The sequence below is a fragment of the Porphyrobacter sp. ULC335 genome, from assembly GCF_025917005.1.
In the GTDB taxonomy this organism is placed as follows: Bacteria; Pseudomonadota; Alphaproteobacteria; order Sphingomonadales; family Sphingomonadaceae; genus Erythrobacter.
Genome location: NZ_CP078091.1, coordinates 2,854,699 through 2,880,391, shown reverse-complemented (window position 1 = coordinate 2,880,391; position 25,693 = coordinate 2,854,699). Strand labels below are relative to the sequence as shown.

Here is a 25,693-nt window from a genome sequence, read left to right as displayed (position 1 = left end):
TCATTCCTTCGGCGGGCGCACTGCGCCGACGTGCATTTCGCCGCGCGCCTTGGCGAGTGCCTCCTGCCGCTGGCGTTCGGCGTAACCGGCGCGCTGTTCGGGCGTGCGTTCGTGGATGCAGGCGGGGCAGCTCACACCATCCTCGTAATCGGGGTGAGCGAGTGCGACCTCGTCAAGCGGGCGGCGGCAGGCGCGGCACAGCTGGAAGGTGCCTTGCACAAGCCCGTGGCCGACGCTCACCCGCTCATCGAACACGAAGCATTCGCCCTGCCACAGGCTTTCATCTTCGGGCACTTGCTCGAGGTATTTGAGGATCCCGCCCTTGAGGTGGTAGACCTCCTCCACCCCTTCCGCCCGCAGGAAGCTGGTGGATTTCTCGCAGCGGATGCCGCCGGTGCAGAACATCGCGACGCGCTTCTTGCCGTCGAGCAGTTCCTCGCGGTGGGCGCGGAACCAGGCGGGAAAGTCCCGGAAGCTCGGCGTTGCCGGATCAACTGCTCTGGCAAAGGTCCCGACCGCAACTTCGTAATCATTGCGGGTGTCGATCACGAGCGTGTCCGGGTCCGCGATGAGGGCGTTCCAGTCGTTCGGGTCGACATAGTGGCCGACGGCGAGCGTGGGGTCGATATCAGGCTCGCCCATGGTGACGATCTCGCGCTTCACCCGCACCTTCATGCGGTGGAACGGCATTTCGGGGGCGGCGGAGAACTTCACGTCGAGATCGGCGCAACCGGGCAGTGCGCGGATGTGGCCGAGCACCGACGCCAGCGCATTGTCGGTGCCCGCAATGGTGCCATTGATCCCCTCGCGCGCGAGCAGCAGCGTGCCCTTGATCCCATGCGCCTCGCACGCGACCAGCAGCGGCGCGCGCAGAGCCTCGGGATCGGGGAAGGGCGTAAACTTGTAGAGCGCGGCGACCTGAATGGATTTCGTCATTTGTCGCCGGTGGGTTTGGCTACTGCACGGCGCCATGGCCGGGTTGCCGTGGCTGGCTTCCAGCAACTCTCGAGTGACTTCGCAAAGGCGTCAGCCCAGCCGCTGGGCAGGCCGTCACCGACATGACCCTGATAGCGAAAATCGGTAAAATAATTCGGGCGGAAGCGCACATCGATGGTGTCAAAGTGCATGATGATCGCAATCTCATCGGACGGTTCTTGGATCAGCGGCTCGCCAAACCAGCGCAATTCGTCGGTGCTGCGCGCATGGTTCAAGGCGGCGGGGCATGTAGCAAGATCGGCTTCCAGCCACTCCACCGCGCCATCATCGAGCGCTTTAAGCAGTTCCTTGCGTGACGAAACGCCGCGGGTGTGGAGGTCTTCCAGCAGACGGGTGCCGCGCCAGCGCGGGCGTTCAGGCTCTCCGTCATAGGGGGCGCGGATCATCCGTGCCTGCAGACGGTCACGGCACGATCGGTCACCCTCGGCATCCGCGTCGTGGCAACCTTTGTACAGAGCGATCGCATAGACCGGAAAGTCGTAGTCATCACCGAGATATCGGATCGTCAAAATCGGTGCTTCGACATATCTGCCATCGAAGAAACGTTCCGGATCGAAGGCTTCGGCTAGAACGGTCTGATGCAAGTCAAACCCGCGCCTGCTTTCCGCCTGCGCCGGGAGTGCTGCAACCAAAGCCAGCGTGACGGCAAAAATTCTCAAACCCGCATCACCCAGCCATGGGTATCCGCGATCCGGCCCGTCTGGATGCCTACCAGCGTCTCGCGCAGTTTGGCTGTGGTCTGGCCGATGCCGCCTGCGCCAATGGTGAACTCGCCATCCGGCCCTGCGACCTTGCCGACTGCGGTGACGACCGCCGCGGTGCCGCAGGCCATGACCTCGACGAGGCGGCCGCTCGCCGCGTCCTCGCGCCATTGGTCGATGGAATAGGCGGCTTCGGAGACCTTCAGCCCCTGCTCGGTCAGTAATGCGATCAGGCTGTTGCGGGTGATGCCGGGCAGGATCGTGCCGGTCAGCGGCGGGGTGATGACGGTGCCGTCGGCGAAGACGAAGAACAGGTTCATCCCGCCCAGCTCCTCGACCCACTTGTGTTCGGCTGCGTCGAGGAACAGCACCTGGTCATGGCCCTTGGCAAAGGCCTGGCCGGTTGGCACGAGGCTGGCGGCATAGTTGCCGCCACATTTGGCCGCGCCGGTGCCGCCTGGGGCTGCGCGGGTATATTCGGAAATCCAGATGCTCACCGCCTTGGCGCCGGACTTGAAGTAGTTGCCGGCGGGCGAGGCGATGACGATGAACTTGTATTTCTTGGCCGGACGCACGCCGAGGAAGGCCTCGGTCGCGATCATGAAGGGGCGCAGGTACAGCGATCCGCCCTCGACCGCCGGATACCAGTTACCGTCCACATCCAGCAGCGCGCGGATCGCGCCGAGGAACAGTTCGGGCGGAAGCGCGGGCATGGCGAGGCGCTCTGCCGAGGCATTGAAGCGCGCGGCGTTGGCTTCAGGGCGGAACAGCCCGAGTGCGCCGTCAGGGTGGCGATAGGCCTTCAGCCCCTCGAAGATTTCCTGCGCGTAATGCAGCACGCTCGCCGCCGGATCGAGCGGGATGGGCTGGCGCGGGCCAATGGTCGGGGTCTGCCAGCCGCCCAGCGCCTCGTCATAGTCGATCACCACCATGTGATCGGTGAACACGGTGCCGAAGCCCGGATCGGCGATCAGCGCATCGCGGGTGGCATCAGGCGTGGGCGAGGGGTGGGGCAGACGGGTGAAGTGCATGGAATGCGCCTAATCCTGCGCGGTGGAGAGAGCAAGATTAGACCGCTCCATTGCGTTAATGATGCGGGCGGATAAATCTAGATGCCCAACAGGGAGTAGCGCATTGTCGGCAAAACACGTCAGTATCGTTGCCACTCTCGCGCTGGCGGCGGGGTGCACGGCCGAACAGCCTAGCAAAGGGGATGGCACGCAGGAGGGCACAGCGGAGATTTCTGCGAACGCCATCACCTGCACTTACCCTGTCCGCCCTGGAGACACCGCGCAAACGATCCTGGAGCGGCTGGACAAGGACGCACGGCGTGAGGAGTTGATGGGCGGCGAGGGCGAGATGTTCGACGGCGTGGTGCTGTGGCCGGACGATCCGGGCAGGCGGCTCGAGCTATCCTTCGCCAAGGATGGCATCGGTGAGGTGACCTCGCTGCGTGTCGCCGGGGAGCGGCCTGACTGGAACATCGCCGGAGTTGGGCACGGGACCACACGTGCCGAGCTCGAGCGGCTCAATGGTGGTCCGTTCGAATTCTATGGCTTCGGCTGGGATTACGGCGGGCAGGTGTCCGACTGGAACGGCGGCGCGCTGGGCGATATCGAGGGCGGGTGCAGCCTCGGCGCGATGATCGGTGGCATGGAGGATGAGGCTGAGATGTTGCCGACGGAACTGGTGGGAGACCGCTCGGTGCGCTCCGATACCCCGTCGCTGCGAGCGCTCGACGTGAAGGTGTTCGACCTGTGGATTAACTATCCCTGATCCGCGAAAGCAGCCAAACCAACCGAGCCAAAGGCCCGCGAGGGTACGCGCGCGAGCCGCAGGCGCTCCGAAGCGAAGCGAAGGAAATAGCGCGGAGGCGCCTTCGCAACACAGAAGCGCAAATGAAAAGGGCAGTTCCGCCCGTCGGGGAACTGCCCTTAACATGGTCAGCGGCCGGAAGCGCCGCTCACAGAGCCTTACTTGGCAAGAGGATTACCGAGTATGCTCCGTAGGGATCTTCACCGACCTCGCTACTGAACCATGAGACATCGGATCACCTCCTTTCAAGCTTGTGAGCAGACCCGCCATTTCACCGGGGGCCGAGACGCGTGCGCCGCTGGTCTCAAGACACAATGTGATTCATCGCGGCGCCTTCTACAAGTCTTGTATATTTCTTTTCCCGCGTCATAATCTCCCCTCGCCGCAAGCCGCGCGGCACGTTGCGCCTGAGGGAGACCTCGGGCGTTTTTCATTTCGGCGCGGATTGTGGACAGGCTGGGGGCAAGCCTGTGGATAAGCGCGGGAGAATCGTTTCCCCCTTCGTCATTGCGAGGAGCCGAAGGCGACGCGGCAATCCATGGACCGGGGATCAATCAATGCGGCATCTTCAGGTCATGGATTGCTTCGCTATGCTCGCAATGACGAGGGTTAGCGGCAATCCTCGATCACCCGGCTCACTTCGGCGTGGCTGGGGAGGTAGAGCGGCGCATAGCCATCCACTTCCACCGCGAAGCGCCCTTTGCTCAGCGCCATCGCGTCAAGCAGCGGGTCGTTCGCCGCGATTTCGACCATTGCCATACGCGCGCCGGTGTCGGTTCCCGGGCGGGTTCGCAGCGGCCGGTCGGCGGTTTCGGTGCGGATGTGGACGCCGCGCTCGCCCGGCCCGCTGATCGACACGCCGAACAGCACAAGCCCGGGTGCGTCCGCCGGGCATACCAGCACCACGCCATAGGGCCGATCGGCGGCGAAGGTCGCTATCGTGCCAAGGGGGCCGCGCCGATATTCCCACGTTCCGGGCGTGGCAGGCTGATCCATCCAACCGGTCACGAGCGGCATCACCGGCAGAGGGCGGGGCGGCGGCACGGCCTCGATCATCGGCACACGCGGCGCGGGCGCGCGGGCGGTTGTGGCAGGCGGGGCCTTGGCGGCAGGCGCGCAGGACGCGAGCGCCAGTGATGCCACAACGAACAGGAGAGCAGCTTTCATGGCCGCACATTGCGCGCTAGAGCCTCGTCTTGTCTATGCCTGAACGCCCGCCTCCCACACTCAAGCCCGGCAAACGCCGCGTCGATCAACTGCTGGTCGAGCGCGGCCTCGCCGAAAGCCGCGCCCGCGCACAGGCACTGGTGATGGCGGGGCTGGTGTTCGCGGGCGAGACCAAGATCGACAAGCCCGGCCACCAGCTGCCCGAGGACGCCGCGCTCGATGTGCGCGGGCGCGATCATCCCTGGGTGAGCCGCGGCGGGGTCAAACTGGCCCACGCCATCGAGCACTTCGGGCTCGACCCGGCGGGCGCGGTGGCGATGGATATCGGATCGTCGACCGGGGGCTTTACCGATGTGCTGCTGACCCACGGGGCGGATCACGTGTTCTGCGTCGACAGCGGGACGAACCAGCTGGCGTGGAAGTTGCGCGAAGACTCGCGCGTCACCGTGCTCGAGCAACTCTCCGCACGGCTGCTGACCCGCGATCACATCACCCGCGATTGCAACTGGGTGGTGTGCGATGCGAGCTTCATCAGCCTTGCCAAGGTGCTCGATGTGCCGCTGCAACTGGCGGCGCCGCAATGCCGCCTTGTCGCGCTGATCAAGCCGCAGTTCGAAGTCGGGCGCGAGGAAGTGGGCAAAGGCGGGGTGGTGCGCGACCCCGCGCTGCACGCACGGGTTTGCGATGAGGTTCGGTTGTGGCTCGAAGGGCTCGGCTGGGATATACAGGGGATTGCGACCAGCCCGATCACCGGGCCGCAGGGCAATGTCGAATTCCTGATCAGCGCCTGCCGCAACGCATTGGGGGAAGATTCGTGATGAAGAACAAGCGCCTTATGATCATTGCGCTGGCTGCCGTCGCGCTCGGGCTGGCGGTTGCGCTTGGAGCGCTCGGCTAGGGGTGATCGAATTGGGGCAGTGCCCAAAAGAAAAGACCGGCAGCAACCCAAGGTTGCCACCGGTCTTAATCTTTCCCTGTCCCGACCTAGGCCGGGGCTGGTAATCCCGAAGGATTATTCAGCAGCCGGGGTTTCGGTAGCGGCCGGGGTTTCGGCAACCATCGCGTCGGTCGCGTCAGCGGCCGGGGTTTCGGTCATGGCCGGCTCTTCAGCAACAGCGGTGGTGTCGGCTTCGGTTGCAGCTTCTTCAGCCGGCTTCGAGCAAGCGGCGGTGGCGAGAGCGAGGCCGGCGACAGCGACGAGAGCGATCTTCTTCATGGTGTATTCCCCTATCGACCCTTGCGGGCCGGTGATGAGCTAAGCGCGTTATTATAACTCCCCGCCGCCAACGCGCTTTCGAATCACGGCAGGAATAAGGCAGCCTCTAGCAGACAGTTTCGCAGACCCCAAAGCGTTTCGTGACGAATTGCCCAATTTTTACCACATTTTTGTCCGCCCCCTCGGCTGAGGGGATTTGGAGTGGCCCACTTCGGGGCGATCCGGGGGGAATTTCTGACGTTCCGCCGCGCTTTCGGATGCCTTTATTTGGCTCTGGGCGTCGGCTCTGTTATCGCGTCGCTCCCGCTTGGCGGACAGCTGGAGAATCCATGAACGTTCTTGCTTCCCCTGCCCAATTGCGTGCGAGCTTCCTGCGCTGGGCATTGTTCATGGTGCCGCTGATCCTGCTGATCGGATTTGCTGCCGGGCAGTTGGGCGGGCCCGATACGCCGTGGTTCGCCGGTCTGGAGAAGCCCGCGATCTATCCGCCGCCGGTCTTGTTCGGGATCGTCTGGTCGATCCTGTTCATGCTGATCGGCCTCGCGCTGGCGCTGGTGGCAAGCGCTTGGGGCGCACACGGGCGGGGCATCGCGCTGATTGCTTTCGCGATCCACTTCCTCGTGACGCAGAGCTGGACGGCGGTGTTCTTCGGGATGCAGGACATGATCTCGGCGCTGATGGTGCTCGGCTTCGGCATTGCCAGCCTGCTTGTCGCGATGGCACTGGTGTGTCGCGTGCGGCGCGCGGCGGCGCTGCTGCTGCTGCCCTATCTGGCGTGGCTGTGCTTTGCCGGGGTGCTCAATTACCAGTTCATCGTCTCCAACCCCGATGGCGGCGCGCAAGGCGCGAACGGCGCGGAGACCCGCGTCGAATTGTGAGGCGTTTGGCAGCGAGTATTGCAAGCCACAGGCGGCGTAAGCCGATCATGTAAGCCGATCATAAGGCCGACCGGCCTCAAGTAGCAAAGCGATAGGCCGACAAGGACTCCGCCCGCAGCGACGCGATCTTCAGATCGTGTGAGCGAGGAGGTGCTTGCACTTCGGTGCAAGCAGCCCCAAAAAGAGAATATGCAAAGCCAGAACCCGATCATCGCCGACCTCGTCAAACTCGCCAACAGCGCCGCCGGAACCATGGCGGGCATGAGCCGCGAAGCCCGCGAAGGCGCGCGCGAGCGGTTGCGCGAAGCCTTTGGCGGCATCGATTTCGTCAGTCGCGAGGAATTCGAGACCGTCAAGGCGATGGCCCAGAAGGCGCGCGAACAGGCCGATGCGCTGGAAGCCCGGCTGGCCGCGCTGGAAGCCAAGAAGTAGCCACCTTCGTCGCCCCTGCGCAGGCAGGGGCCCAGGCAAGCTGGCGGACAGGCCACTAAGCCTCTAATGAGGGGCGATGGGTGGCTGGGTCTATATCATGACAAATGGTCCGCATGGCACGCTGTACATTGGCGTGACCGCTGATCTCGCCACGCGGGTTTATGAACACCGGGAAGGTCGCGGCTCGATCTTTTGCCGCAAGTACGGTTTAAAGCGGCTGGTTTACGCAGAGCGCCACGAGGCGATCACCGATGCCATCGCTCGCGAGAAAGCCATGAAGAAGTGGAAGCGCCAGTGGAAGCTGCGCCTGATCCGCAAGGATAACCCTGATTGGCTTGACCTGTTCGAGACGATCAATGCTTGAGCGCCCCGTCAAATCTCGTCGCCCCTGCGAAGGCAGGGGCCAAGATAGGCTTGCGGGGGGTGATGCAGAATGTATCCTGTCTCGGCCTACGCCGTGCGGAACGGAACACTTGCTTCATTCTACAAACGCCGGATGGGCCCCTGCCTTCGCAGGGGCGACGAAGAGGGGTGCTGCGGTGGCATGCCTGCGCAGGGGCGACGAATCGCTCAGATGAACCTGCGCGCATCCGCCATTCTGCTCGCCGCTCGCCAGCAGGGCGAGACGGGGGCCATTGCGCGTCTGCTGACTGCCGAGCACGGCCTCGTCGCCGCCTATGTGGCGGGCGGGCGCGGGCGGCAGATGCGGGCGGTGATGGTGCCGGGCAACCGCGTGGCGCTGGAACTGACCACCCGCGCGGCAAACCAGCTTCCCTTCGCGCGGCTCGAACTGGAACATTCGCGCGCGGCGATGATGACCGAGCCCTTGCCCGCCGCCGCGATCCAGTGGGCCTGCGGGCTGACCGCCACCGTCCTGCCCGAGCGTCAGGCCTATCCCGGAATTTTTCAGGCGCTCGATGCGCTGCTGGCGGCGATTGCGATTGCTCCGTCCGCGCGCGGCTGGGTGAGCGGGCTTATCGCTTATGAAACCCTGCTTTTGGGCGAACTCGGCTATGGCGGAGGCACGCCGCCGGACGCGCCCGATCTGCCGTCCCAGCTTGCCGCGCTGGCCGTGCTGGAGCGCCAGCTTTCGCACTACCTGCTTGCAGGCCACAGGGGCGATGTTATGGGCGCGCGAAGGCTGCTGACCGAACGGTTGGCGCGCATGGGGTGAAAGACAGCTTGGCCATGAAGATTGCAGTCCTGCCCGGTGACGGGATCGGCCCCGAAGTCACGGCCGAAGCGGTCGCTGTGCTTGAAGCGCTGGGGCTCCCCGGTCTGACGCTGTTCAGCGGCGATGTCGGCGGCGCGGCCTATCATCGTCACGGCCACCCGCTGCCCGAAGAAACGCTCCAGATGGCGCGCGAGGCCGATGCGGTGCTGTTCGGCGCGGTGGGTGATCCCTCGTGCGACGCGCTGGAGCGCCATTTGCGGCCCGAGCAGGCGATCCTTGGCCTGCGCAAGCATCTCGGCCTGTTCGCCAATCTGCGTCCGGCGCGAGTATTTGCGGGTCTGGAGCATCTTTCACCGCTGCGCGCCGATATCGCCGCCGGTCTCGACATGCTGATCGTGCGCGAACTCACCGGCGACGTCTATTTCGGCGCCAAGGGCCAGCGCGCCAATGACGCGGGCGAGCGCGAGGGGTGGGACGCCATGTCCTATTCGGAAAGCGAGGTTCTCCGCATCGCCCATGTCGCCTTCCGCGCGGCGCAGACGGCAGGCCTGCCGCTCACCAGCGTCGACAAGGCCAATGTGCTCGAAACCAGCCAATTGTGGCGCGATGTGGTGTTGGAAGTGGGGGCGGAATACCCCGAAGTCACGCTCGACCACATGTATGTCGATAACGCCGCGATGCAGGTGGTGAGCCACCCCGAACGCTTCGGCGTGGTGCTGACCGGCAATCTGTTCGGCGATATTCTCTCCGACCTTGCAAGTGCCGCAGTCGGTTCTATCGGCCTGCTGCCGTCCGCCTCGCTGGGCGAGCGTCAGACCGCGCACGGCACCTTTGGTCTCTACGAACCCATCCACGGCAGCGCGCCGGATATCGCCGGGCAGGGCAAGGCCAACCCGATGGCGACGATCCTCTCCGCCGCGATGATGTTGCGCCACTCCTTCGGTCGCGAGGCCGAGGCTGCGCGGATCGAAAGCGCGGTGGCCAAGGCGCTTGCCGATGGCATCCTCGGCGGCGATCTGGGCGGCAGCCACGGCACGGCAGCCATCGGCGCCGCAGTGCGCGAGCGGCTCTGACGGCCATGAGCCTCGACCTCGCCATCATCCTGCCCACCCTCAACGAGCGGGGCAATCTCGGCCCGCTGGTCGAGCGGATCGACCGTGCCATCGGCGCTGCGGCCTTGTGGGAAGTCATCATCGTCGATGATGACAGCAAGGACGGCACGGCAGACGAGGCGCGCGAAATTGCACTCACCGACCCGCGTGTGCGGGTGATCCAGCGCATCGGCCGGCGCGGGTTGGCGAGCGCCGCCATCGAAGGCTTCTGCGCGACCGCCGCGCCGTACGTTGCCGTGATGGACGCCGACCACCAGCACGATCCTGCGTTGCTGCCCGGCATGCTCGCCGCGCTCAAATCGGGTGAGGCGGAAATCTGCGTCGCCAGCCGCTTTGCCGAAGGCGCCAGCACCGCCGATTGGGCCGCGCCCGAGCGCGAGAAGCTGTCGACCTATGCCAATGCGCTCGCCCGCAAGATCACCGGCGTTGACCTCAGCGATCCGATGAGCGGATATTTCATGCTCCCCGCCGCCACCGCCCGCACGCTGGTGCCGCGCCTGTCGGGGATCGGCTTCAAGATCCTGCTCGATCTGCTGGCGACCTCGGACACGACCATGAAGGTCAAGGAATTCCCCCTCAATTTCGCGGCAAGGCGCGAAGGAGAAAGCAAGCTGGACCGCGCCATTCTGTTCGATTTCCTCGCCGGGCTGTACGACAAGACCCTTGGCAAGGTGATCCCGACCCGCTTCGCCCTGTTCGGCACTGTCGGCGCGCTGGGCGTGGTGGTGCACTTCGCCGTGCTGACAGCGTTGCTGTTTGCCTTTGGCGAGCGCTTCGCCATCGCGCAGACGGCCGCGGTGCTGGTGGCGATGAGCTTCAACTTCTGGCTCAACAACTGGCTGACCTACCGCGACAAGCGGCTGACGGGCGTATCGGCGCTGCTGCGCGGCTGGCTGGGTTTCATCGCGACCTGCGCGATCGGCGCCTTCGCCAATGTCGCGATTGCGACCTTCCTCGAAGGGCAAGGCGTGTTCTGGGCCGCCGCCGCACTGGCGGGCATCGTGGTCGGATCCGTCTGGAACTACGCCCTGTCGAGCCGCTTCGTGTGGGGTAGGTTTTAGGTAACCACTCGTCATTGCGAGCGAAGCGAAGCAATCCATGGCCCGACCGCGCGATTTTCAACCCGCCGTCTACATTATGGCCAACCACAAGAATGGCACGGTCTATGTCGGCGTGACCTCCGATCTTCCGCAGCGCGCTTGGCAGCACCGTGAGGGCACCATTGCCGGCTTCACACAGCGACACGGCTGCAAGCGGCTCGTCTGGTTCGAACTGCACGCCACAATGGAGCACGCAATTGCTCGGGAAAAGCAGATCAAGGGTGGCTCGCGGGCGAAGAAGATCGCGTTGATCGAGGCTGCTAATCCTGAATGGCTGGATCTGTTCTTTGGCCTGAACGGTTAGGCAATGGATTGCTTCGTCGCTGCGCTCCTCGCAATGACGAAGAAGAAAGCGTTATCTCCACCCCTCAAGCCAGGCCCAGACCAGATAGCTGTCCGGCCCCACCAGCGGTGTGCCGGCGATGATCGGGAAGAACCACGCGAAGATCGCCACCGATCCTGCCGGGATGCCCCACGCAAGCCACTTGCCGTAGGGCACACGGCGCAAATCGCTGCATGTCAGCGCCAGTGCGGCGAGCAGGAAGAAGCTCGGCACGAAATAGTGGTAGTAGAACTGTACCGGCTTGGGCGCGATCAACCATAGGCCGAGGCTCGCCGCATAGCCCAGCGCCGCCGCCAGCCGCGCCCAGTCGCGAACCCACATGCCGCGTATCAGGCACCACAGCAGCGCAGGCAGACCCAGCAGCATCGTCAGCGGATTGCCGATCAGCAGCACGCCGCGCTGCGCGCCGTCGATGGCCTCGTAGAGATACCAGATTCCCCGGGTGTTCAGCACCCATTGCGACCACGAGCTCATGTAGCGGTGCGGGGTTTTGAGCTGGCTTTGCAGCTCGAACATCTCGCGGTGCAGACCGATGAAGCCCTGTTCGGCCAGTGGCGAGGGATGGAGGGGGGCAGAAAGCCAGTAACCCGGCACAAAAGTCAGTGCGTAGACCGCCAGCGGCACGATCCCGAGCCACACGAAAGCCTCGACCAGCGTCACTCCCGGCACCGGCGCGCCACGGCGGCTGAGGAACAGGCGGCGGCGTCCGGCAAAGGCGCGGGCAATGAAGAAGGTGATCCCCGGCACCATTGCCAGCGGAATGGCGTTCCACTTGGCCCCCAGCGCAGCCCCGATCGCCACGCCGGTCAGGGCAAGGCGGATGCGGCCCTGTTCCGGGCGGGCGCAGGCGACGGCGAATTGCCACGCGGCCACCGCAAGGCTCGCCGCCATGACGATGTCGAGCATCGCGATGCGCGCGTGAATGAACAGCGAAAAGCCTGTCGCCAGCAGCACGCCGAAGGCGAGAGTCGCGAACCGGTCCTGGCTGGCATGCCACAGCGCGCGCAGGGCGGCGAAGTAGGCCAGCACCCCGCTCAGCCACGGCACGACCCGCCAGCCGAGCGGATTGTCGCCGAACAGCGCCATGCCGATCGCGATCAGCTCCTTGGCGAGCATCGGATGCTCGCGGTTGCGATAGGCACCCTGTCCCTCGGTAAGCAGCGCAAGGATTTCGCGCGCGGCGGGGATGTAATGAACCTCGTCGAAATAGAGGATCGAAGGGGTCGCCAACCGCCAGCCTGCCAGCAGGGCAAACAGGCCGGTCAGTGCCAGACACCACCCCAGCGGATCGCGCGGGTGTGGCGGCGTGTGTGTCGTGTGGGTGGGGGACGCTTGCGGCTCGGCCATGGCGGGCCCCGCGTTAGGCAGGGGCAGCCGTGGCCGCAAGGGTGTGTTTGTTGTCCACACGCCCTCCGGCGTCGATTATATTTACGCGACTGCTGTTTCGCGCGGCTGCTCAAGCCAGAACAACCGCGCGCACATCGCGAGCAGGCCGATGCTGGCAGTGGCGAGGATCAGGAATATCCACAGCGGAATGTTCATCCCAGCCGCCCGTGCGCGCGGCAGGATCAGGAACACCGCGACCGAAAGCGAGAACAGCAGATCATACCACACCTGCACGCCCCACAGGTTGCTGGTGTGGTTGAGCACCACTGGCAGCACGCCTTCGGCGGCGATGGTGACGGCGGTGAATGCGGCAAAGCCTGCGGAGAGCGCACCCGCCAGTACGGCATTGCCCGGCGCATCGGGACGCAGGACGATGAAAAGGACGGCGACGACGGCAAAAACCAGTCCGCCCCCGGCAAGGGCGAGAAAGGGAGTGAGGGTCTCGGGCATAGGGGTCTCCTTGCGACTCTGTAGCGAGTGCTACGTCAGCTTGTAACAGGGCGTAGCACTTGCTACAAGCTCCCATGCCCAAGCCGTCACTCAAGCCGCCGATGAGCAAGGAATCACTCCTCCCGCTGCTCGCGCAGGCGGTGCTGGCGCAGGGGCTGGGGCAGGCGAGCCTGCGACCGCTGGCCAAGGTGGCGGGGACGTCCGACCGGATGCTGCTTTACCACTTCGGTACCAAGGAAGCGCTGATCGCCGATCTGCTCGGCTTTCTCGCGCGCAGCTATGCAGCTTCGATTGACGCGGCGATGGCGGCGGACGCGCGCGCCACCACGCGCGGGCAGGCACTCGCGCGCATTCTCAAGCACGCCCGCAGCGAGGAGATGCGCCCGTTCCAGCAGCTGTGGTGGGAAATCGTCGCGGGCGCGGCGCGCGGCGTGCCCGGCTATCAGCCCGCCGCGCAAGCGATGATGACCGAATTGCTCGGCTGGCTGGAAGGGCAGATGCCCGCAGATGACCCCGATCCGGCAGGAGGTGCGCGCTATCTGCTCACGCTGATCGAAGGTGCGCTGATGCTCGCCACGATCGGTCATGCGCAAACCGCGCGTGACGGAATCGAGGCGGGCCTGCTTGCGGGCGGGCGTGCAGCGTCCTAGAGACGCGCCCCATGAAGAAGACCACCGGCATGGACCGCGCCGCCACGGCAAACTGGCGCCCCGCAACCCGCGCGCTGCGCGGCGGAACCTGGCGCAGCGAACATGGCGAGACCAGCGAGGCGCTGTTCCTCTCCTCGGGCTACACCTACGACGACGCCCAGACGGTCGCCGACCGCTTTGCCGGCACGGCGCAGGGCATGACCTATTCGCGGCTCCAGAACCCCACGCTTGCCATGCTGGAAGAACGCATCGCGCTGATGGAGGGGGCTGAGGCGTGCCGCACGCAAGCAAGCGGGATGGCGGCGATGACCGCGGCGCTGCTGTGCCAGCTGTCCGCAGGCGATCACGTGGTGGCCGCGCGCGCCGCCTTTGGCAGCTGCCGCTGGCTGTGTGACACCCTGCTGCCCAAGTTCGGCATCGAGGTCACCATCATCGACAGCGCCGACAATTCCGCGTGGGAACCCGCAATCCGGCCGAACACCAAGGTGTTCTTCTTCGAGACCCCCGCCAACCCCACGCTCGATATCGTCGATCTTGCTTACGTCTGCGGGCTTGCGAAGGCGCACGGGATCACCAGCGTGGTCGACAATGCCTTCGCCTCACCGGTCTTGCAGCGCCCGATGGAGTTCGGCGCGGATGTCGTCGCTTACTCGGCGACCAAGCTGATGGACGGGCAGGGCCGCGTGCTGGCGGGCGCGATCTGCGCCAGCAAGCAATGGATCGACGAGGTGCTGATGCCGTTCCAGCGCAACACCGGGCCGACGCTCTCCGCCTTCAACGCCTGGGTGGTGCTGAAGGGGCTGGAGACGCTGCCCTTGCGCGCTTTCAAGCAGAGCGAGCAGGCCGTGGCGCTGGGCCAGTTCCTCGAACCGCGGGTGACGGCGGCGGGAGGGCATATGCTCCATCCCGGCCTGCCGAGCCACCCGCGCCACAACCTCGCATTGGCGCAGATGGACGCGACCGGCCCGATCTTCGCGCTCGACGTGGGCAGCCGCGCGCGCGCCTTCGCTCTGCTCGATGCGCTCAAGCTGGTCGATATCTCGAACAATATCGGCGATGCCCGCAGCCTGATGTGCCACCCGGCCTCCAGCACCCACGCCGGCATGACTGACGAGGCGCGCGCCGCGATGGGCGTGACCGAAGGCCTGCTGCGCATCAACGTGGGCCTTGAAGACATCGCCGACCTCACCGAGGACATGGATCAGGCGCTTACCAAGGCGGGGATGTGATGATGAAGCATGGTATCGTTCTCGCACTGGCGACTTTGATGGCGACCGGGTGCGACAGTTCGGCGGCCCGGTCTGCTTCGGGGGCATCATCGGCCGACGCTGCCCGCGCCCCGGCAACCCAGCAGACCCCTCAGACAGACGCTTCGCCCGTCGGGGCGGCTACTGTTCCCCCAGCGCTGAGCGTGCCGGAGGCCGAGCGGGCCTTCGCCGATGCGGTGCGCGCAGTCGTGCGCGGGATCGGCGGCTTGGACGGGCCGGACGATATGCCGCGCCCGGACAGTGTCTTCACTCCCTTGCGCGAGGCCGGACTGGTCGGCGCCTCCTTCGATGGCGAGCAGGACTACAATGCATGGTCCCACCCTCGTAAACCGCTGCGGTTCCTCGGCCATGGCGTAGCCGTGGTGATAGCCGAGGACATGCGCGCAGGCTTCATCGGGTGCTGCGTCGATGAAGGCGTGACACTCTTCCTCCGCAAGGACGGCGACCTTCCCGCCTTGCAGCGATTCGCGCAGGAGCACCGCTGCAGCCTCAAACCCGCCAGCGAGGACTACTTCTTCGAAATCGCGAGCGACCCGCGCCGCCCGTGGGATGCCGGTGATCTGCTGTCGCTCAGCTGCCACTACAGGGATATCAATCGATGACAAAACGCGTTGAACTCGTCTTCGATTTCGTCTCGCCCAATGCCTACCTGATCTGGTGGCCGCTGCGCGAATTGCTCGACCGTTACGAGGCGGAGCTGGACGTTGTGCCGGTATTCCTCGGCGGGATGCACAAGCTTACCGGCAATGCTCCGCCGATGATCCGTGACGCCGAAGTGAAGGGCAAGAACGAGTACGCCATGCTCGAGATGCAGCGCTTCATCGCGAAGCATGGTCTCGGCAAGTATCGCCTCCACCCGCAGTTCCCGTTCAATTCGATCCTGCTCCAGCGGATGCTCTACGCTGCCGATCAGGACGGGCGCGGGGTGCAGTTCGCGCAAGGGCTGCTCAAGCCGATCTGGGAGGAAGGGATCGATGTCACCTCGCCCGAAGCGATCGGTGCCGCGGTGACTGCCGCCGGATTTGACGCCGCCGATCTCTTCGCCCGCGCGCAGACCGACGAGGTCAAGCAGGGCCTTGTCGCCAACACCGACGCGGTCGTGGCGCGCGGGGCCTTTGGTATCCCGACGATGTTCGTGGGGCCGAAAGGTCAGGGTGAAATGTTCTTCGGCAAGGAACGCCTCGGCCAGATCGAGGACCTGTTGGCGAAGGGCTGATGATGCGTCGGGCTTGCCTTGCGATCAGTCTGCTGGCGGCGCTTTCGCCTGCGTCGCTCGCCGCTGAACCGCCCGCTGCGCTTGCAGTGGATAGTCCGCCGCCCCCTTCGGACGTTCCCGAGCCACCGGTTGCCGCGCCACCCGGATTCCGCGTCCCGCCGCGGCCTGTCTATCCGGTGGAGGCGCTGCGCAACGACATCGGCGGGCGCTGCATGGTCAGCTTCACCGTCAATGCCGAAGGCGTGCCGCAGAACATCGTGCCCGACTGCGACCATCCCGTCTTCACGGCCCCCGCACGCGACGCCGTCGCGGCTGCGCGCCTCGACATGGGGGCAGAAGTGCAGGCGGGCGATGTGTTTCGCCTGCCGCTTCGCTTCCAGCCCGCGGATTGGGATTCGCCGCAGGACTGACCCTTCAGGACGTCGCAATTCTCTTGCCAACTTCGCGCCAAATCATAGGCTTGGCGAATCGGGGACGCACAGGGGACGCGAAGGGGCATGACGAAAATCGACCGGTTTCTGGCCGGGCTGGCATGGCTTGCCGCCGTGTCGCTTGGCTCGGGCATGGCCGCCGCGCAGGACGCCGCATCACCTGAAGCGCCCGCCGCACAAGCACCGGCTGCCACGGTCCCGCTCGAAGCGCCGCCGCCGCGCATTCCCGCCAGCCAGTTCGCCGGACGCCCTGCCTTGTGGGACACCAAGCTTTCGCCTGACGGTTCGATGTTCTCCTTCATGCGCCAGTCTGGCGGCGCGACGCAGTTCATCATTACCGCAACCGATACCGGCAAGCTGGTGCGCGCCTTCGGCACCGATCCTGCCGACGATGTGGAGTGGTACCGCTGGGTCACCAACGACAAGCTGCTGCTTTCGGTCTCCACCCCCGGCGAATTTTTCGGTGACGAGGTCCGCTACACCCGCCTGATCCTGGTCGAGATTGCCAGCGGCGAAATGGCCCCGATGTTTCCGCGCAGTAAAGTCGTCGAAGGTGACAATGTCATCCACTACGCCAAGGACGGATCCTACATCCTCGTCGCCATCCAGCCGACGGTTTATGACTATCCGTCCGTGATGCGCCACGAACTTGTGCCCGGCGGCAAGATTTCGACGGTGCAGGATCCGCGCGATGGCGTGTGGAACTGGGTCGCCGACGATCAGGGCGTGGTGCGCATGGGTAGCGGCTGGAAGGACGGCCGGCTCAAGATCTATTACCGCTCAGGCGAAGGGCGCTCTCTGGAACTGGTGGCGCGGCTGAAGGAAGGCGACCCGGTTGATGGGTACTGGGACGCGCTCCAGATCATCAACGGATCGGATGAAGGCTATGTTCTGTCCGAGGGCGAGAATGGCCGCGTCGGCCTGCGCCGTTTCAACTTCGCCACGCGCGAGGCTGTAGAGACCATCTACGAACATCCTGATTGGGATATCGACAGCGCAACCCTGCGCGATGGCAAGCCCTTTGCCGCCTTCTACACCGCCGACCGTGACGAGGTGCACTGGTTCGATCCCGTCACAGCCCGGCAATACCGCTCGCTGCGCAAGGCGTTGGGTGATGGCGAGGTGTGGATCATCAGCCGGTCCGAGGACAATTCGCGGATGCTGGTCTATGCCGGTAACGAGAGCGATCCGGGCCTGCTGTACCTTTACGAGCCTGCCGCCCAGATCCTCAAGGAAATCTCCCAATACCGCCCGGCGATTGATTTCAAGGCGCTCGCCAAGCCCAGGCCGGTGCAATACACTGCGCGCGATGGAACGCTGATCCGCGGCTATCTCACTCTGCCGCGTGGGCGCGAGGCCAAGGGCCTGCCGCTGATCGTGATGCCCCATGGCGGGCCGTTCGGCGTGCGCGACAAGCTTGAATATAATGACGAGGTCCAGCTGCTCGCCAATCGCGGCTATGCCGTGCTCCAGCCCAATTTCCGCGGATCGGGTGGCTATGGCGATGCCTTCTTCGAACTGGGCGAAGGGCAGGTCGGTCGCGGGATGCAGGACGATGTCGACGATGCGATGGACTGGGCCGTGGCCGAAGGGATTGCCGATCCCAAGCGGGTCTGTGTCGTCGGCGGCTCCTATGGCGGATACGCCGCCTTGTGGGCGGTGCTGCGCAATCCCGACCGCTATCGCTGCGCGGCGAGCTGGGCCGGGGTGACCGACTGGAACAAGATGCTCCGCTATGACCGGCGCTACCTCACGGCGCGCGCCAGCAAGGCGTGGCAGTCTCGGGTGCGGGGGGAAAAGACCTTCGATCTCGATGCGGTCTCGCCCTACCGCGTGGCTGCACAGCTTTCGCGCCCCGTGCTGCTGGCGCACGGCACCGCGGACAACAACGTGCCGATCAGCCAGTTCAACATCTTCGAGAAAGCCGCCCGCTCTGCGCCAGTGCCGCCGCAGACGCTGGTGATCAAGGACGAAGGCCACAGCTTTTCCAAGCCCGAAAGCGCGCAAAGCTGGTTCGAGGCGCTGGAGCGCTTCCTTGATGAACACAATCCGGCCGATCCAACGCCGCAGACCGTCGCCTTGGCGGCAGAGTAGGTCAGCCTTGCCGCAAGTGCAGCGAATGCATCGATAACTCTGATTGAATTGATCGAATGACTGTAAGGAATACGGATCAACACACTAAAATAATAGGATGTTATGATCTGACCCGAATTGGGGCAGGGGATTTTGCTACGTAAATCCCCCTGACTGTTTGCAAAGGTCTGCAAGAGCCTCCGGTGGGTATTGGCTGGCGACAGTCGCCAAGAAAAGCCTTCAGAATTCGGAGTTACCCCATGTCGATCCGCAAGCTTGCCAGGAAAGGTGCCGCCGTTCTTGCTGGTGCCATCGGCGTCGCCGCGTTGTTGTCCGCCTTCTCGATCAATGCGATCCGCTTCGGCGGCGAGATGCACCGCACCAACCAGCAGCTGCACGAATTCAACGCCGATATCCTGCCGCCGCCCGGATACCTGCTCGAAGCCTATTTGGAAACGAACCTGCTGGTGCGTGACCCCGCCACGGTCGGGGTCCGCGCAAAGCGGCTTGAAGCGCTCAAGCGGGATTTCTACGCCCGCGCCGGCCACTGGGCGGCCTCCGATCTGGAACCGGCTTTGCGTGAAGGCTTTGCCAGAACCGTGCGTGATGACGGCAAGGCATTCTGGACGCTGGTCGAACAGGTGCTGATCCCGGCTGCAAAGCGCGGCGACCGGGCTGCGCTTGATGCCGCGGCGGATGACATGGGCAAGGTCTATGCCGAACATCGCCAGCACATCGATACGCTCGTCAACGATGCTGCCGCGCATCAGGAGACGCTGGCAGATGACGCCGCGACCACGCTGGCCGGCACCACTGCGCTGCTGTTGCTCGCCGTTCTGATGGTGGGCGGGGGCGTTGCCGGGGCGCTGGTGCTGCTGCGCAATCGGGTGATCTGGCCGCTCGGCGAAACAGCCACGGTGATGGAGCGCATGGCCGGCGGCGATCTGGAAGCGGGCGAGCGCACGGTGCATGGCGATGACGAGGTCGGCACCATGACCCGCGCGATCGAGGTGTTCCGCGGCGCGGCGCGGGCGGAAAAGATCAATGCGGTGCGTCAGCAGGAAGTCGTCGATGCGCTTGGCGCCTCGCTCGGGCGGCTGGCTGATGGCGATTTCACCCATCGCATGACTTGCCAGCTTGCCCCGGAATACGAACCGCTGCGGGGTGCCTTCAACACCTCGGTCGAGCGGCTCGCTTCGATGATGCAGCAAGTCCGCCAGACCGCCGAAGGGGTGGGCACCGGCGCGCGCGAGATCCACAGCGCCTCAAGCGATCTGGCGACCCGCAATGAACGGCAGGCGGCCAGCCTTGAGGAAACCGCCGCCACCATGAACCAGGTGACATCGCTGGTGCAGGATAGCGCCGCCAATGCCGCGCGGTTGCAGGCGGCGATGTCCGGCACCCACGATCAGGCCACCGAAGGCGGCGCGGTGGTGCGCCGTGCGGTCGCGGCGATGGCGGCGATCGAAAGCTCTGCCGAACAGATCCGCCAGATCATCGACGTGATCGACGGGATCGCCTTCCAGACCAATCTGCTCGCGCTCAATGCCGGGGTGGAAGCGGCGCGGGCGGGTACGGCGGGGGCGGGCTTTGCCGTGGTCGCCAACGAAGTGCGCGCGCTCGCCCAGCGTTCGGCCGAGGCGGCGCAGGGGATCAAGGCGCTGATCCAGACCAGCAGCACGCAGGTCAGCGAAGGCGTGGCGCTGGTGGGGGAGACCGGCGCGCTGCTCGGCGGGATCGTGTCGCGGGTCGGCGAGATCAAGGCCGAGGTTTCGAACATCGCCGAGGTGGCCAGCACCCAGGCATCGAGCCTCGCCCAGATCAATCAGGCGATCAGCGACATGGACCGCGTGACCCAGCAGAACGCCGCGATGGTCGAGGAGGCGACAGCCGCCGCGCAAAGCCTCGCCCACGAAGCTGGCGAGCTGGCCGGGCTGGTCGCGCAGTTCAAGCTGGAGCAGGCGGGGCAGGACCACGCGTGGGGCGGCTTGCGGGTGGCGGCGTGAGCCACGCATGCGGCACGGCGGGGTCGCTGCGCCCCGAAATACGCCGGGCTGCGGAACACAGGTGGGATTAAGAACGTTGCCCCTCTTGTGACCCGGCGAAGAATCGCTAACTTGCGAGGCGACATGAAAGAGTTCTTCCAGCATGCCGCCACCACCGACGGAGTGACCGTGAGGGTCGCCGTCAACTACCTGCCGGAGCAGTCGCATCCGGAGGCGGGCAAGTGGTTCTGGGTCTATCACATCCGCATCGAGAACGCCTCGCACGAGGCGATGCGGCTGCGCACCCGCCACTGGCGCATCACCGACGGGCGCGGGATGGTGAACCACGTCGATGGCGAGGGCGTGGTGGGCGAACAGCCGCTGCTGACCCCCGGCCAGAGCCACGATTACGTCTCGGGCTGCCCGCTGACCACGCCGTTCGGTTCGATGGAGGGTTTCTACACCTTCGAACGCGCCGATGGCACGCCGACCGAGATCCGCATCCCCTTCTTCCCGCTCGCCGCGCCAGAGACGGCCGAGGGCCGTACGCCCCGATAGTTTGGGCGGTAAGTCTTGCGGGGCGGGGCCAGCGCGCCTAATTCACCGCCCGTGAAGCGCACCCACTTGCCCCTCAACGCCTTGCGCGTGTTCGATGCCGCCGCGCGGCACCTCTCCTTCACCCGTGCCGCGGACGAGCTGGCGGTGACCCCGGCGGCGGTCGGCCAGCAGATCCGCGCGCTGGAGGATGTGCTCGGCGTCGTCCTGTTCCGCCGCACCTCCAAGGGCCTCGAACTCACGCCCGAGGGCGAGGCGGGGCTCGATCCCTTGCGCGAAGGCTTCCTCAGCTTCGAGGAGAGCGTCTCCGCCATGCAGGCCGGACAATCCTCCGACCGCTACACCATCGCCGTCCCCCGCGAATTCTACGCCGAATGGCTCGCCCCGCGCCTCGCGGTGTTTCAGGCGGGCACCCCCGGCGTGCAATATATCCTCGCGCCTGACGAGCATGCCGACTTTACCGAGGCGAACCTCGATCTCGCGATCCGGCTGGCGGACGGGCCGGGGGAGCTGCAAGGCGTCCAGCTCGCCCCCGCGCTGCGCGTCACCGTCGCCGCGCCGCAATACCGCGATGCGTGGATCGACTGGCCGGGCATGCCCATGCCCGAGGGCCGCAATCCCTGCATCAAGGCGGGCAGCCCCGGACAGGCGCTCGCCTCGGCACTGGCGGGCATGGGGCGCACCATCCTGCCGCTCGCCCTGGCCGAGCGCGCCATCGCCCAAGGCCTCCTCACCGCCCTGACCGAGCCCGAGCCCGCCCAGCGCGCCTACTGGCTGCTCGCCCCCGCGCCGCAATGGCGGAGTAAGAAGGTGCGGAGTTTGGTGGGGTATTTGGCACCATAGCCCCCTCCTCTTTAGAGGAGGGGGTTGGGGGTGGTGCAGAGCCGGGCGCGACCCTTCGTGTCGCGCAACCACCCCTCGATCCCCTCCTTTGAAAAGGAGGGGAGGTTAGTCCTCTTCCTCCTCCCCCTCATCCCCCAGCAGTTCGTACCGGATGCGGTCGTAGAGCCAGTGGCCGGGCTTCACCATCCGCGCGTCGACCATGTGCGGGCTGCGGTGGCGGATCACGAAGCTTAGCATCGAATTGGCGCGCAGGTTGGACAGGCCGGCGTTGATGGCCCGCTCCATCGCGCAATCCTCCAGCCGCATCCGCCCCCGTTCAAGCGCCTCGTCCCACGCCCGCGCAAAGTCCTCCGCCCCCGGCTTCTCGCGCAGCTTGTAGAGCGCCTCCATGCTCTTGCCGATCTTGGTCGCCGCCTGCTTGACGATGCCGGTGGCAGCAAGCTCCGCAATGAAGGCGCGCTGCACATCCGGCAGGATGGAGTTGGAGCGCGGCGCCTTGTGGCAATAGGGGATGAAGTCGAGCAGCGGATCATCATCCGGAAAGCACGCCTCCCGAAACGCCGTCCGCGAGGTCGCCTGCCGCGGCGTGGCGCGGGTGTTGACGAGGCGGGGTTCACGGGCAGGGGAGGGCGCGCGTCTCGGCATAAGGCGGGGGGAGATTGCACAGGGCGGGGGAGTAGGAAAACACAAAGCCCCCGCCCCTTTAGGGGAGGGGGTTGGGGGAGGGGGCGGAGCCACAACGGCGAGCATCGCGCTGAACCGGCGCGCAGCGCCGCAAGGCCGACCGGCCGCCGCGCCTCATGGCGCGTAAGCCAAGCAGCGCGGACGCGCTGCGCCCGGCGCTTGAGGGGCTAAACAAACAACTCGCGGAGGGGAGGGGGTAGCGTCTGTGGGGTTTCTATTTGTTAGCCTTTTCACGCGCCACTTCCATGAATGAGGTCCAGAACGGAACGATCTTAGCTAACTCGTCTACGAACGGGAAATCTGTCCAGCCGATATGGTTAGGCATGATTTCTCGATGGATGGAATCTAATGACCAGCCGCGCCTCTCACTCCGAGATAACTCCTTAACGCTTTGCAAAATCGAAGAAGGGGTTCCCGAACGGAGAATGTGCTCCATCTCCGTCATACTCGTGAATCCAATTGGGATCATATCCTCCTGTAATGCATGAGGAAATCTCGAAAAAAACATCGCTTTGGCTGAAGCAAGGACCATCTGCTGCCTTTCAATTCCGGCTTGGAACCAGTTATCGAGCGTCAAAACAAGACCGACTGCATCCGGAGCTAATTTGGGAACACCTCTTCCCGATCGCGAACTATATGCGTGTCTCCAAATCTGAAAAACGGCCTTGATCATTTCATCGTATGGCCTCGGTCCCAGATCTCTGATGTCCGTAAAGCGCGTTTTGTACGGCAAGCGGGACGCTTTGCACTCAACTGCAACCTCATAGCCGTCCGTGGTTCCGAACAGGAATAAATCTGGAGTTCGGACTTCACCCTGACGAGTCATGTACGTAGTCTCGGAAATGAAGTTCAAGAGCGGCTGATATGTGCGAAGAAGAAGAGCAACGTAAGACTCAAATCGGCGTCCATAATCTTCGCGAACCACTGGGCCTGCGTCAATTACGTCATAGAATATGCCGGTCGATACCCGCTTGAGGATCAGCTCAGGTAAAGGGCAGAATAGATACCGTCCCTGGAAGCCGTCTCTTACGCACGGGTAAAGCCTGAAAGCGCTTGGCTTAAAGGCAATTTCTCCAGCGGCACTTCTCTCGCGGCGGCAAAGCTCTGTTATCTCGCTTGTGTTCCCGGTTATTATGTCTCTCGCAATTTTGGCCTTTTGATCGCTGATGCCAAGTAACGATACATCAATTTCCGCGTTGCAGACGGGAGACTTCATGAAAACAGATAAAAGCGCAAATCCGTACGAAAAAAATTCATCGACTGAGATACCAAACTTCTCGGAGAAGGCAGATGCGCAAGCACCCTGTCCATATATATACAAGCCCCTAAAGATCTCAGAATAGTTCGCGAATCCTTCCTGCCATTCAAACTGTTTGCTGCCGATATGAAAGAGATGATCAATTATGCTTTCAGGTCCGCCGTAAAGCGCTGCCTCGCTATTCTCAATGCGCCGCAACAAAGTTATAAGATACGCCCAATCATTCCAAATCTCTGGCCTGAAGAAATGATATAAACCCTTGGTTTTATGCTCGAAAAATTCGTTTAAGATAGTCTCCAGCTCCCAAGGCCTTACTCGGTATTTCCCAGCAAAATCCGAAGATCGAGCTTCCTCCGGGGCATTGAACATCTTGATTTGTGAGCCATCGCCGTCACTCGACTGCATCATGTGCAGCGACCAGACTCCCTTCAGAAAGCGCTCCGGTGACGTGTTGCTGAGTGCATAGTGCCATTCGGGCCTGAGATCGTTTAGAAGTTCGGCGGCTTCTTCTCGGTTCAAATTGTCTTCCATGGCCGGACGTTAGCTTGGTTTAGACTTCCTCGAAATTGAAAACCGCCCTCCAACTCCCGCCTTGACCCCCCACCCAATCCCGCCTAAGGGCGCGCATCTTCCGGTTAACCCCGGATTGAGCTGAACATTGGCGGTGCGTCTCCTTCCCGGTGGCAATCGTCAAAGTAACCCGGTGGCCGAAGGGCCGGACTTGGGTGGAGCGTTTCAGTCTCTTCGTCGTCCCGGGCTTGACCCGGGGCCGCTCTCCGCAAGCGTATCGCTGGCGGCACGAGATCCCGGGTCAGACCCGGGATGACGGATTGGCCTAGTTCTCCTCCCACCATCCGGCACAGGTGTCACCCTCATCAGGTGAAGTGAGAACTTAATGCCGACAATCAACCAGCTGGTCCGCAAGGGCCGCGTTCCGCAGAAGGCCAAGTCCAAGGTCCCTGCGATGGAGCAGAACCCGCAGAAGCGCGGCGTTTGCACCCGCGTCTACACGACGACCCCGAAGAAGCCGAACTCGGCGCTGCGCAAGGTGGCCAAGGTTCGCCTGACCAACCAGCGCGAAGTCATCAGCTACATCCCGGGCGAAGGCCACAACCTGCAGGAACACAGCGTCGTGCTGATCCGCGGCGGGCGTGTGCGCGACCTTCCCGGCGTGCGTTACCACGTCCTTCGCGGCGTGCTCGACACGCAGGGCGTCAAGGATCGCAAGCAGAGCCGCTCGAAGTACGGCGCCAAGCGTCCGAAGTAAGGTTTAACAGCGGCAAGGTCCGGCTCCGGACCGCTCGCCCTCCCGAGCACCCTACAGGGTAGTCTTTGGGTGGTCGGGAGGGGGAGCGGGCCGGAGCCGCAAGGCGAACCGGACGGTTCGCCGCACTCCGAAGGAGTTAAAGATATGTCACGTCGTCGTCGTCCCGAAAAGCGGGTCATCCTGCCCGATCCCCAGTACGGGGATCAGATCCTGTCGAAGTTCATGAACAACCTGATGTACGATGGTAAGAAGGCCGTCGCTGAAGGTATCGTGTACTCGGCGCTCCAGACTGTCGAGGCCAAGGCCAAGGCGGACCCGATCCAGCTGTTCCATGATGCGCTGAACAATGTGAAGCCGCAGGTCGAAGTGCGCAGCCGCCGCGTCGGTGGTGCGACCTATCAGGTGCCGGTCGAGGTTCGCCCCGAGCGTGCCCAGGCGCTTGCGATCCGCTGGCTGATCACCGCCGCGCGCGGTCGTCCGGAAACCACCATGGCAGCGCGTCTGTCGGGCGAATTGCTCGATGCGGCGAACAACCGCGGCAACGCGGTGAAGAAGCGCGAAGACACGCACCGCATGGCGGATGCGAACCGCGCCTTCTCGCACTACCGCTGGTAACACGCTGGTTGTAGGCAGCCGGGAGTAAGGTCTTCCGGCTGTCACAATCATCACTATATGGAGCGCGCTGCGGGCCAC

Annotated in this window: 29 protein-coding genes; 20 read left to right on the top strand and 9 right to left on the bottom strand. The window is 64.3% G+C overall.

The features are described 5' to 3' along the window. The 3 genes from KVF90_RS13830 to KVF90_RS13820 form a co-directional block, all read right to left on the bottom strand. Positions 1 to 936 (bottom strand): rhodanese-related sulfurtransferase, encoded by a 936-nt coding sequence (locus tag KVF90_RS13830; protein WP_264392156.1) that lies wholly within the window; start codon positions 934 to 936, stop codon positions 1 to 3. Beyond that, on the bottom strand, positions 933 to 1,580 hold the full coding sequence (locus KVF90_RS13825; RefSeq protein WP_264392155.1) for a hypothetical protein: 648 nt from the start codon (positions 1,578 to 1,580) through the stop codon (positions 933 to 935). Before KVF90_RS13825 ends, KVF90_RS13830 begins: the two co-directional genes overlap by 4 nt. Before the next feature lie 71 nt (positions 1,581 to 1,651). Beyond that, positions 1,652 to 2,728 carry a branched-chain amino acid aminotransferase gene (locus KVF90_RS13820; RefSeq protein WP_264392154.1) on the bottom strand — a complete coding sequence of 359 codons (1,077 nt, stop codon included), beginning with the start codon at positions 2,726 to 2,728 and terminating at the stop codon, positions 1,652 to 1,654. A 103-nt stretch (positions 2,729 to 2,831) separates the two neighbouring features. On the opposite strand from KVF90_RS13820, the gene KVF90_RS13815 reads away from it, so the two are divergent. Beyond that, a complete protein-coding gene (locus KVF90_RS13815) occupies positions 2,832 to 3,473 on the top strand; it encodes a hypothetical protein (protein WP_264392153.1) in 642 nt (213 codons plus the stop codon). Between the two features lie 648 nt (positions 3,474 to 4,121). Here the strand turns inward: KVF90_RS13815 and KVF90_RS13810 are convergent. After that, positions 4,122 to 4,679 carry a hypothetical protein gene (locus KVF90_RS13810; RefSeq protein ID WP_264392152.1) on the bottom strand — a complete coding sequence of 186 codons (558 nt, stop codon included), beginning with the start codon at positions 4,677 to 4,679 and terminating at the stop codon, positions 4,122 to 4,124. A 35-nt stretch (positions 4,680 to 4,714) separates the two neighbouring features. Here KVF90_RS13810 and KVF90_RS13805 point away from each other — a divergent pair, with 35 nt between their 5' ends. After that, the gene (locus KVF90_RS13805; RefSeq protein ID WP_264392151.1) at positions 4,715 to 5,497 is read left to right on the top strand and encodes a TlyA family RNA methyltransferase; all 783 of its coding nucleotides are present in this window, start codon (positions 4,715 to 4,717) and stop codon (positions 5,495 to 5,497) included. A gap of 194 nt (positions 5,498 to 5,691) precedes the next feature. On the opposite strand, the gene KVF90_RS13800 is transcribed toward KVF90_RS13805, so the two are convergent. After that, entirely contained in the window at positions 5,692 to 5,895 is a 204-nt protein-coding gene (locus KVF90_RS13800) for a hypothetical protein (RefSeq protein ID WP_264392150.1), read from the bottom strand. A 329-nt stretch (positions 5,896 to 6,224) separates the two neighbouring features. On the opposite strand from KVF90_RS13800, the gene KVF90_RS13795 reads away from it, so the two are divergent. The 7 genes from KVF90_RS13795 to KVF90_RS13765 all read left to right on the top strand — a co-directional run bounded on the left by KVF90_RS13795 (position 6,225) and on the right by KVF90_RS13765 (position 10,895). Then, positions 6,225 to 6,773, top strand: coding sequence for a TspO/MBR family protein (locus tag KVF90_RS13795; RefSeq protein WP_264392149.1), 549 nt, complete (start codon positions 6,225 to 6,227; stop codon positions 6,771 to 6,773). Positions 6,774 to 6,962: 189 nt separating this feature from the next. Next, a complete protein-coding gene (locus tag KVF90_RS13790; RefSeq protein ID WP_264392148.1) occupies positions 6,963 to 7,205 on the top strand; it encodes an accessory factor UbiK family protein in 243 nt (80 codons plus the stop codon). Positions 7,206 to 7,281: 76 nt separating this feature from the next. After that, entirely contained in the window at positions 7,282 to 7,569 is a 288-nt protein-coding gene (locus KVF90_RS13785) for a GIY-YIG nuclease family protein (RefSeq protein WP_264392147.1), read from the top strand. Positions 7,570 to 7,779: 210 nt separating this feature from the next. Next, the gene (gene recO, locus KVF90_RS13780) at positions 7,780 to 8,379 is read left to right on the top strand and encodes a DNA repair protein RecO (RefSeq protein ID WP_264392146.1); all 600 of its coding nucleotides are present in this window, start codon (positions 7,780 to 7,782) and stop codon (positions 8,377 to 8,379) included. 14 nt (positions 8,380 to 8,393) lie between these two features. Beyond that, positions 8,394 to 9,452, top strand: a complete 1,059-nt coding sequence (leuB, locus tag KVF90_RS13775) for a 3-isopropylmalate dehydrogenase (protein WP_264392145.1) — start codon at positions 8,394 to 8,396, stop codon at positions 9,450 to 9,452. Between the two features lie 5 nt (positions 9,453 to 9,457). Continuing rightward, positions 9,458 to 10,552: a glycosyltransferase gene (locus tag KVF90_RS13770; protein ID WP_264392144.1), complete on the top strand. Its 1,095-nt coding sequence runs from the start codon at positions 9,458 to 9,460 to the stop codon at positions 10,550 to 10,552. A gap of 37 nt (positions 10,553 to 10,589) precedes the next feature. Further along, entirely contained in the window at positions 10,590 to 10,895 is a 306-nt protein-coding gene (locus KVF90_RS13765; protein ID WP_264392143.1) for a GIY-YIG nuclease family protein, read from the top strand. 51 nt (positions 10,896 to 10,946) lie between these two features. On the opposite strand, the gene KVF90_RS13760 is transcribed toward KVF90_RS13765, so the two are convergent. Further along, positions 10,947 to 12,281 carry a phospholipid carrier-dependent glycosyltransferase gene (locus KVF90_RS13760; protein ID WP_264392141.1) on the bottom strand — a complete coding sequence of 445 codons (1,335 nt, stop codon included), beginning with the start codon at positions 12,279 to 12,281 and terminating at the stop codon, positions 10,947 to 10,949. A gap of 81 nt (positions 12,282 to 12,362) precedes the next feature. Then, complete coding sequence (locus KVF90_RS13755; RefSeq protein WP_264392140.1) at positions 12,363 to 12,770, bottom strand: hypothetical protein; 408 nt, start codon at positions 12,768 to 12,770, stop codon at positions 12,363 to 12,365. Between the two features lie 74 nt (positions 12,771 to 12,844). Here KVF90_RS13755 and KVF90_RS13750 point away from each other — a divergent pair, with 74 nt between their 5' ends. The 9 genes from KVF90_RS13750 to KVF90_RS13710 all read left to right on the top strand — a co-directional run bounded on the left by KVF90_RS13750 (position 12,845) and on the right by KVF90_RS13710 (position 21,791). Next, positions 12,845 to 13,420 (top strand): TetR/AcrR family transcriptional regulator, encoded by a 576-nt coding sequence (locus KVF90_RS13750; RefSeq protein ID WP_264392139.1) that lies wholly within the window; start codon positions 12,845 to 12,847, stop codon positions 13,418 to 13,420. A gap of 11 nt (positions 13,421 to 13,431) precedes the next feature. Next, positions 13,432 to 14,649: a trans-sulfuration enzyme family protein gene (locus KVF90_RS13745; RefSeq protein ID WP_264392138.1), complete on the top strand. Its 1,218-nt coding sequence runs from the start codon at positions 13,432 to 13,434 to the stop codon at positions 14,647 to 14,649. Further along, positions 14,649 to 15,290 carry a hypothetical protein gene (locus tag KVF90_RS13740; RefSeq protein ID WP_264392137.1) on the top strand — a complete coding sequence of 214 codons (642 nt, stop codon included), beginning with the start codon at positions 14,649 to 14,651 and terminating at the stop codon, positions 15,288 to 15,290. The genes KVF90_RS13745 and KVF90_RS13740 overlap by 1 nt, the downstream gene beginning before the upstream one ends. Continuing rightward, positions 15,287 to 15,904 (top strand): 2-hydroxychromene-2-carboxylate isomerase, encoded by a 618-nt coding sequence (locus tag KVF90_RS13735; protein WP_264392136.1) that lies wholly within the window; start codon positions 15,287 to 15,289, stop codon positions 15,902 to 15,904. The genes KVF90_RS13740 and KVF90_RS13735 overlap by 4 nt, the downstream gene beginning before the upstream one ends. Next, complete coding sequence (locus tag KVF90_RS13730; RefSeq protein WP_264392135.1) at positions 15,904 to 16,314, top strand: energy transducer TonB; 411 nt, start codon at positions 15,904 to 15,906, stop codon at positions 16,312 to 16,314. Before KVF90_RS13735 ends, KVF90_RS13730 begins: the two co-directional genes overlap by 1 nt. A gap of 87 nt (positions 16,315 to 16,401) precedes the next feature. After that, positions 16,402 to 18,429 carry an alpha/beta hydrolase family protein gene (locus KVF90_RS13725; RefSeq protein WP_264392134.1) on the top strand — a complete coding sequence of 676 codons (2,028 nt, stop codon included), beginning with the start codon at positions 16,402 to 16,404 and terminating at the stop codon, positions 18,427 to 18,429. Between the two features lie 239 nt (positions 18,430 to 18,668). Next, positions 18,669 to 20,414, top strand: coding sequence for a methyl-accepting chemotaxis protein (locus KVF90_RS13720; RefSeq protein ID WP_264392133.1), 1,746 nt, complete (start codon positions 18,669 to 18,671; stop codon positions 20,412 to 20,414). Between the two features lie 123 nt (positions 20,415 to 20,537). Then, a complete protein-coding gene (gene apaG, locus KVF90_RS13715) occupies positions 20,538 to 20,951 on the top strand; it encodes a Co2+/Mg2+ efflux protein ApaG (RefSeq protein ID WP_264392132.1) in 414 nt (137 codons plus the stop codon). A 51-nt stretch (positions 20,952 to 21,002) separates the two neighbouring features. After that, entirely contained in the window at positions 21,003 to 21,791 is a 789-nt protein-coding gene (locus tag KVF90_RS13710) for a LysR family transcriptional regulator (protein WP_264392131.1), read from the top strand. Positions 21,792 to 21,896: 105 nt separating this feature from the next. Here KVF90_RS13710 and KVF90_RS13705 read toward each other — a convergent pair whose 3' ends face one another. After that, complete coding sequence (locus KVF90_RS13705) at positions 21,897 to 22,436, bottom strand: hypothetical protein (RefSeq protein ID WP_264392130.1); 540 nt, start codon at positions 22,434 to 22,436, stop codon at positions 21,897 to 21,899. Between the two features lie 253 nt (positions 22,437 to 22,689). Beyond that, on the bottom strand, positions 22,690 to 24,264 hold the full coding sequence (locus KVF90_RS13700) for a hypothetical protein (protein WP_264392129.1): 1,575 nt from the start codon (positions 24,262 to 24,264) through the stop codon (positions 22,690 to 22,692). Positions 24,265 to 24,628: 364 nt separating this feature from the next. Between KVF90_RS13700 and rpsL the strand changes: the two genes are divergently transcribed. Both rpsL and rpsG read left to right on the top strand, forming a co-directional pair. Next, a complete protein-coding gene (rpsL, locus tag KVF90_RS13695) occupies positions 24,629 to 25,000 on the top strand; it encodes a 30S ribosomal protein S12 (protein WP_006831873.1) in 372 nt (123 codons plus the stop codon). Positions 25,001 to 25,144: 144 nt separating this feature from the next. Next, positions 25,145 to 25,615 (top strand): 30S ribosomal protein S7, encoded by a 471-nt coding sequence (gene rpsG, locus KVF90_RS13690; RefSeq protein WP_264392123.1) that lies wholly within the window; start codon positions 25,145 to 25,147, stop codon positions 25,613 to 25,615. The last annotated feature ends 78 nt before the right edge of the window (positions 25,616 to 25,693 follow it).